Source organism: Rhodoplanes elegans (assembly GCF_016653355.1).
In the GTDB taxonomy this organism is placed as follows: domain Bacteria; phylum Pseudomonadota; class Alphaproteobacteria; order Rhizobiales; family Xanthobacteraceae; genus Rhodoplanes; species Rhodoplanes elegans.
Map to the genome: position 1 here is coordinate 1 of NZ_NHSK01000035.1, position 6,509 is coordinate 6,509.

At 70.5% G+C, this 6,509-nt stretch carries 6 protein-coding genes, 1 tRNA gene and 1 pseudogene; 7 read left to right on the forward strand and 1 reads right to left on the reverse strand.

The annotated features are described in order from the left end of the window. The first annotated feature begins 325 nt into the window (after window positions 1–325). From CCR97_RS02325 to CCR97_RS02335, 3 genes are all read left to right on the forward strand, one after another. Window positions 326–400, forward strand: a tRNA-Thr gene (locus tag CCR97_RS02325). Window positions 401–510: 110 nt separating this feature from the next. Beyond that, window positions 511–1,275, forward strand: coding sequence for an N-acyl homoserine lactonase family protein (locus CCR97_RS02330; RefSeq protein WP_170146033.1), 765 nt, complete (start codon window positions 511–513; stop codon window positions 1,273–1,275). A 193-nt stretch (window positions 1,276–1,468) separates the two neighbouring features. Beyond that, window positions 1,469–2,281, forward strand: coding sequence for an FkbM family methyltransferase (locus CCR97_RS02335; protein ID WP_111359750.1), 813 nt, complete (start codon window positions 1,469–1,471; stop codon window positions 2,279–2,281). Between the two features lie 57 nt (window positions 2,282–2,338). On the opposite strand, the gene CCR97_RS02340 is transcribed toward CCR97_RS02335, so the two are convergent. Continuing rightward, window positions 2,339–3,502: a mandelate racemase/muconate lactonizing enzyme family protein gene (locus tag CCR97_RS02340; protein WP_111359749.1), complete on the reverse strand. Its 1,164-nt coding sequence runs from the start codon at window positions 3,500–3,502 to the stop codon at window positions 2,339–2,341. 125 nt (window positions 3,503–3,627) lie between these two features. Here CCR97_RS02340 and CCR97_RS02345 point away from each other — a divergent pair, with 125 nt between their 5' ends. The 4 genes and pseudogenes from CCR97_RS02345 to CCR97_RS32240 form a co-directional block, all read left to right on the forward strand. After that, window positions 3,628–4,527 (forward strand): LysR family transcriptional regulator, encoded by a 900-nt coding sequence (locus CCR97_RS02345; RefSeq protein ID WP_111359748.1) that lies wholly within the window; start codon window positions 3,628–3,630, stop codon window positions 4,525–4,527. Window positions 4,528–4,621: 94 nt separating this feature from the next. Next, a complete protein-coding gene (locus CCR97_RS02350) occupies window positions 4,622–4,846 on the forward strand; it encodes a hypothetical protein (protein WP_201159271.1) in 225 nt (74 codons plus the stop codon). Window positions 4,847–4,902: 56 nt separating this feature from the next. Further along, window positions 4,903–6,192 (forward strand): UDP-N-acetylglucosamine 1-carboxyvinyltransferase, encoded by a 1,290-nt coding sequence (gene murA / locus CCR97_RS02355; protein ID WP_111360647.1) that lies wholly within the window; start codon window positions 4,903–4,905, stop codon window positions 6,190–6,192. Window positions 6,193–6,388: 196 nt separating this feature from the next. Next, window positions 6,389–6,509: pseudogene (locus CCR97_RS32240) on the forward strand (IS110 family transposase); the annotation flags it as partial.

Sequence of the window (6,509 nt, forward strand, 5' to 3'; positions counted from 1 at the left end):
TCACGGGCCGCGGCGGCGCGGCCTTCGGCGGCCGCCCCTGCGATGCCGGTCGCGTCCGCCGATTGGCGGCCCCGCCCGCCCAGCCAGCGACCTATCCTGTCCGGCCGATCGCGGCTCCCCGGGCGGCCGCCGGGACGCAACTGCCGAAGACGGTGCGGTGCCATCGCGCCCCGCACCGGCCGGTCCGACGCCCGGTTCCGGGCCGACGGCCGGACGCGGGGGAGAAGCCCCTCCGCGGCGCTTGCGCCGCCCCGGGGCTTGTGGCATGGAACCGCGTCGCCGGCGACTGCGTCGCACCGTGTCGCACCGCCCGCGCGAGCCTGATGCTGCCGTAGCTCAGTGGTAGAGCACTCCCTTGGTAAGGGAGAGGTCGACAGTTCAATCCTGTCCGGCAGCACCAGCGATTTTTTACATAAATTCAGATACATACCAACGCCGGCCGCTGCTCGCCTCGATGACGGCCGTGTCGTGCCGTGATAGCCGCGGCGCTTCTCGTTCGGGATGCCGTGGATGTCGCTCAATGTGTTCGGATTTGGCTGCGGGACGCTGACCGCGGAGTTCGCGCGGGTGATGGAGGGCGGCGAAGGCCACGTCACGATGCCGATCCCGGCTTTTCTGATCGAGCATCCGAAAGGCCGCGCCGTGTTCGACACCGGCTTGAATCCCGCGTGCCAGCATGACCCTGCCGCCCGGATCGGCGAGGAGATGGCGGCTGCCTACCGGATCGGGTTCCACCCGGGCCAGGAGATCAGCGCCCAGCTCGAAGCGATCGGCCGGGATCCGGGCAAGATCGATCTCTTGATCAACTCCCATTTCCACTTCGATCACGTCGGCGGTAACGCCCTCGTTCCCAACGCGACCATGGTGGTGCAACGGCGCGAGTGGGAGGCCAGCCGGGACCCGGACAAGGCGGCATTGCACGGGTACGATCCGCGCGACTTCGACGTCGGTCACACGATCCGCCTGGTCGACGGGGAGTTCGATGTCTTCGGCGACGGCTCGGTCACATGTCTGCCGACGCCCGGACATTCCCCAGGGCACCAGTCGTTGCGTCTGCGCCTCGCCAGCGGCGACGTGGTGCTCGCCGCCGACGCCTGTTACTTCTGCCGAACGTTGCGCGACCGAAGACTGCCCCGACACGTCGACGATCGCGACGCGATGCTCGCGTCGCTCGACCGACTGGAGGCGTTGGAGCGCGGTGGCGCGAAAATCGTTTTCGGTCACGATCCGGCCTTCCGGAGCCTCGTTCCGGCGCCCCCCGAAGCGATGGCGTGACGGCCGATTCGGCGGTCTCCACCATCGGCGCCGCGCCGAATGGCATCGAGTCTTTCCACCGCGAGCACCCGCCCGCCCCACGATCTGCGGGCTAGCCCTAAAGATCATCGTGCGCTTCGCGGCTTTCCGAAGCCGCCTTGAGGTATGGGCTGACCCCCGGTATGGCTTCGTGCAATCAACCGAGGCACACACCATGGGTGGCGCGGCGCGCGCGACGACCCCGGACCGCGGGCTGGTCTTCGATCTCGGCCTGCACGAGGGACACGACACCCGCTACTATCTCGACAAGGGGTTCCGGGTGGTCGCCCTGGAGGCCAATCCGCGGTTCTGCGCGACGGCGCAGGCCTCGTTCGCCGGGCGGGACTGCGTCGTCGTCGAGCGCGCCCTGGCGTCGGAGGCGGACCGCGAGATCACGTTCTACGTCCGTGACGACTCGACCGGCTGGAGCAGCCTGTTCCAGGACGTCGCGGAGCGTGACGGCCGGCCGAGCACCGCGGTCCGCGTCGCGACCACGACGACCTCGGCGCTGTTCGACACCTACGGCGTGCCCTACTACGTGAAATGCGACATCGAGGGCGCCGACGGGATCTTCGTCGCGCAGCTCGTCGCCGACGGCCGGGCGCCGCCCTTCGTCTCGGTCGAGATCGACGACCTCGAGATGGCGGAGCAGCTCCGCGCCGCCGGCTACGATCGCTTTCAGATCGTCAACCAGGCCCACCTGCGGCTTTATCGTCCCCCGAACCCGGCGCGCGAGGGACGCTACGTGCCGATCGCGTTCCACGGCAAGATGAGCGGGCCGTTCGGGCGCGAGCTGCCGCCGAACCGGTGGGTGACGTTCGACGCGCTGGCCGCGCAGCTCCGACGTTATCAGTCGCTGCCCGAGCTCGGCTGGCTGCAGCGCAAGCTGCTGCGTCGCTGGGGCAAGCTGACCAACCGGGGATGGCTGATCGGCCAGAGCTGGCTCGACGTGCACGCCACGACGGCGGCGGAGCTGGCGCGGCGCTGACGCCGACCGTGAGCCGGCGCCGGCGCGCCACGCGCCGGCATCGCGCCGACGCTTCGCCTACTCGGCCAGCGCGCGCATCACCTTGATCAGGTCCGACTTGCCCTCGAAGCCGATGCCGGGGAGCTCCGGCATGACGATGTGGCCGTTCTCGACCTTCACGCTGTCCGGGAATCCGCCATAGGGCTGGAACAGGTCCGGATAGCTCTCGTTGCCGCCGAGCCCGAGGCCGGCCGCGATGTTGAGCGACATCTGGTGGCCGCCGTGCGGGATGCAGCGCGACGGCGACCATCCGAGCTGATGCAGCACGTCGAGCGTGCGCAGATACTCGACGAGGCCGTAGGAGAGCGCGCAGTCGAACTGCAGCCAGTCGCGGTCCGGCCGCATGCCGCCGTAGCGCAAGAGGTTGCGGGCGTCCTGATGCGAGAACAGGTTCTCGCCGGTCGCCATCGGCCCGGGATAGAACTCCGCGAGCGCCGCCTGCAGGGCGTAGTCGAGCGGGTCGCCGACCTCCTCGTACCAGAACAGCGGATACTGCCGCAGCATCTTGGCGTAGGCGATGCCGGTCTCCAGATCGAAGCGGCCGTTGGCGTCGACGGCGAGCTGCGCCTCGCGGCCGATCTCGGCCAGCACCGCCTCGATGCGGGCCTGGTCCTCGCCGATCGGCGCGCCGCCGATCTTCATCTTCACGACCGTGTAGCCGCGATCGAGATAGCCGCGCATCTCGGCCCGCAGCGCCGTGTGGTCCTTGCCCGGATAGTAGTAGCCGCCGGCCGCATAGACGAAGACGCGCGGATCGGCCTCGCGACCCTTCTGCGCGGCGAGCATGCGGAACAGCGGCACGCCGGCGATCTTCGCGGTCGCGTCCCAGATCGCCATGTCGAGGGTGCCGACCGCGACCGAGCGCTCGCCGTGCCCGCCCGGCTTCTCGTTGGTCATCATCGCGGCCCACAGCTTGTGCGGGTCGAGATTGTCGCCGGCCTCGTTCAAGACGCTGTTCGGATCGGCAGCAAGCAGCCGATCGCGAAAACGTTCGCGGATCAGCCCGCCCTGGCCGTAGCGGCCGTTCGAGTTGAAGCCGTAGCCGACCACCCGGCGGCCGTCGCGCACGACGTCGGTCACCACCGCGACGAGGCTCGTCGTCATCTTGGAGAAGTCGATATAGGCGTTGCGGATGGGCGAGGCGATCGGCTTGGTGACCTCGCGGACGTCGACGATGCGCATGCCGGTTCTCCTCGGTGCTGGATGGGTGGTGCGGGACGGGCGCGGGGGCGAGCATGCCCCGGATAAGCTTGTGGGCCGCGTCTGGCCAATGCCAAGATCGGATCGCCCCATGCGCGAGTCGCATCATGGATTCCGACTGGCTGAGAGACTTCCTGGAGCTTTCGGAGCAACGCAACTTCTCGCGCGCCGCCGACGCCCGGCATGTCTCGCAGCCCGCCTTCAGCCGACGCATCCGATCGCTGGAGGCGTGGGTCGGCACGCCGCTGTTCTCGCGTGGCGCCGGCGGCGTGACGCTCACGCCCGCGGGGCGCCACCTCAAGCCGCAGGTCGAGAGCCTGCTGCGCGATCTGGAGAAGGCGCGACGCGAGACGCGCGACGTCGGCGCGCAGGGCATGGCGACGCTGTCGATCGCCGCGACCCACGCCCTCTCCTTCACGTTCTTCCCGTCCTGGATCCGGTGGCACGTCCGCTTCGAGGCGCTGGGCACGCTCAACCTGCTGTCGGACAGCATGGAGGCGTGCGAGCAGGTGATGCTCGCCGGCGAGGTGCACTTCCTCCTCTGCCACCATCACCCGGACGCGCCGACCTGCTTCGCGCCGGACCGCTTCGAGAGCGTCCGGGTCGGCGACGACGTGCTGGTGCCGCTCTGCGCGCCCGCGGCCGATGGGCGGCCGGCCTGGCCGCTGCCGCCGGCGGCGGGCCGGCCGTCGCGCCTCCTCTCCTACAGCCGGGCGTCGGGCCTCGGCCGCATCGTGTCGGGACATCGGATCACGCGCGAGGCCGCCGCCGACATGGAGACCGGCTTCACGTCGCATCTCGCCGCGACCCTGATGACGATGGCGCGCGAGGGCCACGGGGTCGCCTGGCTGCCGCGGACGCTGGCGCAGGACGACATCGACCAGGGGCGCCTCGTGCGCGCCGGGTCGGAGGCGCTCGACATCGGAATTGAGATCCGGCTGGTCCGGTCGCCCGATTGCCGCAACACGGCGGCGGACGCGCTGTGGCACCGCCTGACTGCACCCTGATCCGGCCGGCCCCCCGGACCGCACCGTCCCGGCGTCGCCGCAGCGCGCCGGCCGGCGTGTTGCGCCCCCCTCCCCACCATGCTCTAAGGCCGCCATGACGGCGGCCGGGAAGGATCGGGAACGCGCGGCGCGGGAGCAGCGGCTCTCGGCGGCGTTGCGCGAGAATCTCAAGCGCCGCAAGGCGCAGTCGCGGGCGCGCGTCGGCGGGGAGCCGCCGGACGCGGCCGATCCGGGCCGGCGCGACGCCACCGGGGCGGCGGCCGAGTCCCACGATTCCGCCGGAATCGTCACAGAAAAGCAATCCGGCATCGATGGATAGACGCACCGGCGGCAGGACGCCGCCGGTCGGCCCGGGGCGCGGGCAGAGGGGGCGAGATGGACAGGATTCGCATCGTGGGCGGGCAGCCCCTGAAGGGGCGCATCCCGATCTCGGGCGCCAAGAACGCCACACTGCCCCTGATGATCGCGAGCCTGCTCACCGACGAGCCGCTGGTGCTGGAGAACGTGCCGCGCCTCGCCGATGTCGCCCTGCTCCAGCGCATCCTCGGCAATCACGGCGTCGACGTCATGGTCGGCGGCAAGCGGCCGGGCGACGGCGAGTACGACGGCCAGACCCTGCACATCTCGGCCAAGCGCATCGTCGACACCACGGCGCCCTATGATCTCGTCTCGCGCATGCGCGCGAGCTTCTGGGTGATCGCGCCGCTGGTCGCCCGCATGGGCGAGGCCAAGGTGTCGCTGCCGGGCGGCTGTGCCATCGGCACGCGGCCCGTTGACCTGCTCCTGATGGCACTGCGCCAGCTCGGCGCCGACATCGAGATCGACGGCGGCTACGTGCTGGCCCGGGCGCCGCACGGCCTGCGCGGCGGCGAGATCGTCTTCCCCAAGGTGACGGTGAGCGGCACCCACACGGCCCTGATGGGCGCCGTGCTGGCGAAGGGCGCGACCGTGATCGAGAACGCCGCCTGCGAGCCCGAGATCGCCGACGTCGCCGACTGCCTCGTGAAGATGGGCGCCCGCATCAAGGGCGCCGGCACGCCGCGCATCGAGATCGAGGGCGTGGCGCGGCTCGACGGCACCCGCCATCGCGTCCTCGCCGACCGCATCGAGACCGGCACCTATGCGATGGCGGTGGCGATGACGGGCGGCGACGTGATGCTCGACGGCGCCCGCCCCGAGCTTCTGCAGGCCGCGCTCGACGTGCTGGTCGAGGCCGGCGTCGAGATCGCCGCCACCAACGAGGGGCTCCGGGTCCAGCGCAACGGCGCCGGCATCGCGCCCGTGACGGTGACGACCGCGCCCTTCCCGGGCTTCCCGACCGACCTGCAGGCGCAGCTCATGGCGCTGATGACGCGCGCCAAGGGCACGTCGCGCATCACCGAGACGATCTTCGAGAACCGCTTCATGCACGTGCAGGAACTCGCCCGCTTCGGCGCCGACATCCGGCTCGACGGCGAGACCGCCACCATCGCCGGGGTGCCGCGCCTGAAGGGCGCGCCCGTGATGGCGACCGATCTGCGCGCCTCGGTGTCGCTCGTCATCGCGGCGCTCGCCGCCGAGGGCGAGACCCTGGTCAATCGCGTCTACCACCTCGACCGCGGCTTCGAGCGGCTGGAGGACAAGCTCTCCGCCTGCGGCGCCGAGATCGAGCGCATCAGCGGGTAGTTCGCCCGACCGCAGTTCGCCAGCTTCGCCGTCATCCCGGGGCGCGGACCGCAGGTCCGCGCGCCCGGGATCCATACGCCCGGCACGCCCGGCGGCAGTGACTCACGAAAGACAGGGGTTGATGGTGTGGACGGCCCCCTACGGCATCGCTGTGCCAGAATGAGGTCGGTGAAGATCTCAAACGAGGGGGCCGTCCGTGAGCCAGAGTATCCGCATCGGAATGGATACGTCGAAGCATATCTTTCAACTGCACGGGGTGGACGCGGCCGAGCAGCCGGTGCTGCGCAAGCGGCTTCGTCGCAAGGAGGTGGAGGCGT

Excerpts from the sequence above, each read along its gene's own strand:
- CCR97_RS02350 (WP_201159271.1), top strand. The coding sequence starts at position 4,622 with ATGACGGCGGCCGGGAAGGATCGGGAACGCGCGGCGCGGGAGCAGCGG.
- CCR97_RS02340 (WP_111359749.1), bottom strand. The coding sequence starts at position 3,502 with ATGCGCATCGTCGACGTCCGCGAGGTCACCAAGCCGATCGCCTCGCCC.
- CCR97_RS02345 (WP_111359748.1), top strand. The coding sequence starts at position 3,628 with ATGGATTCCGACTGGCTGAGAGACTTCCTGGAGCTTTCGGAGCAACGC.
- CCR97_RS02330 (WP_170146033.1), top strand. The coding sequence starts at position 511 with ATGTCGCTCAATGTGTTCGGATTTGGCTGCGGGACGCTGACCGCGGAG.
- CCR97_RS02335 (WP_111359750.1), top strand. The coding sequence starts at position 1,469 with ATGGGTGGCGCGGCGCGCGCGACGACCCCGGACCGCGGGCTGGTCTTC.
- murA (WP_111360647.1), top strand. The coding sequence starts at position 4,903 with ATGGACAGGATTCGCATCGTGGGCGGGCAGCCCCTGAAGGGGCGCATC.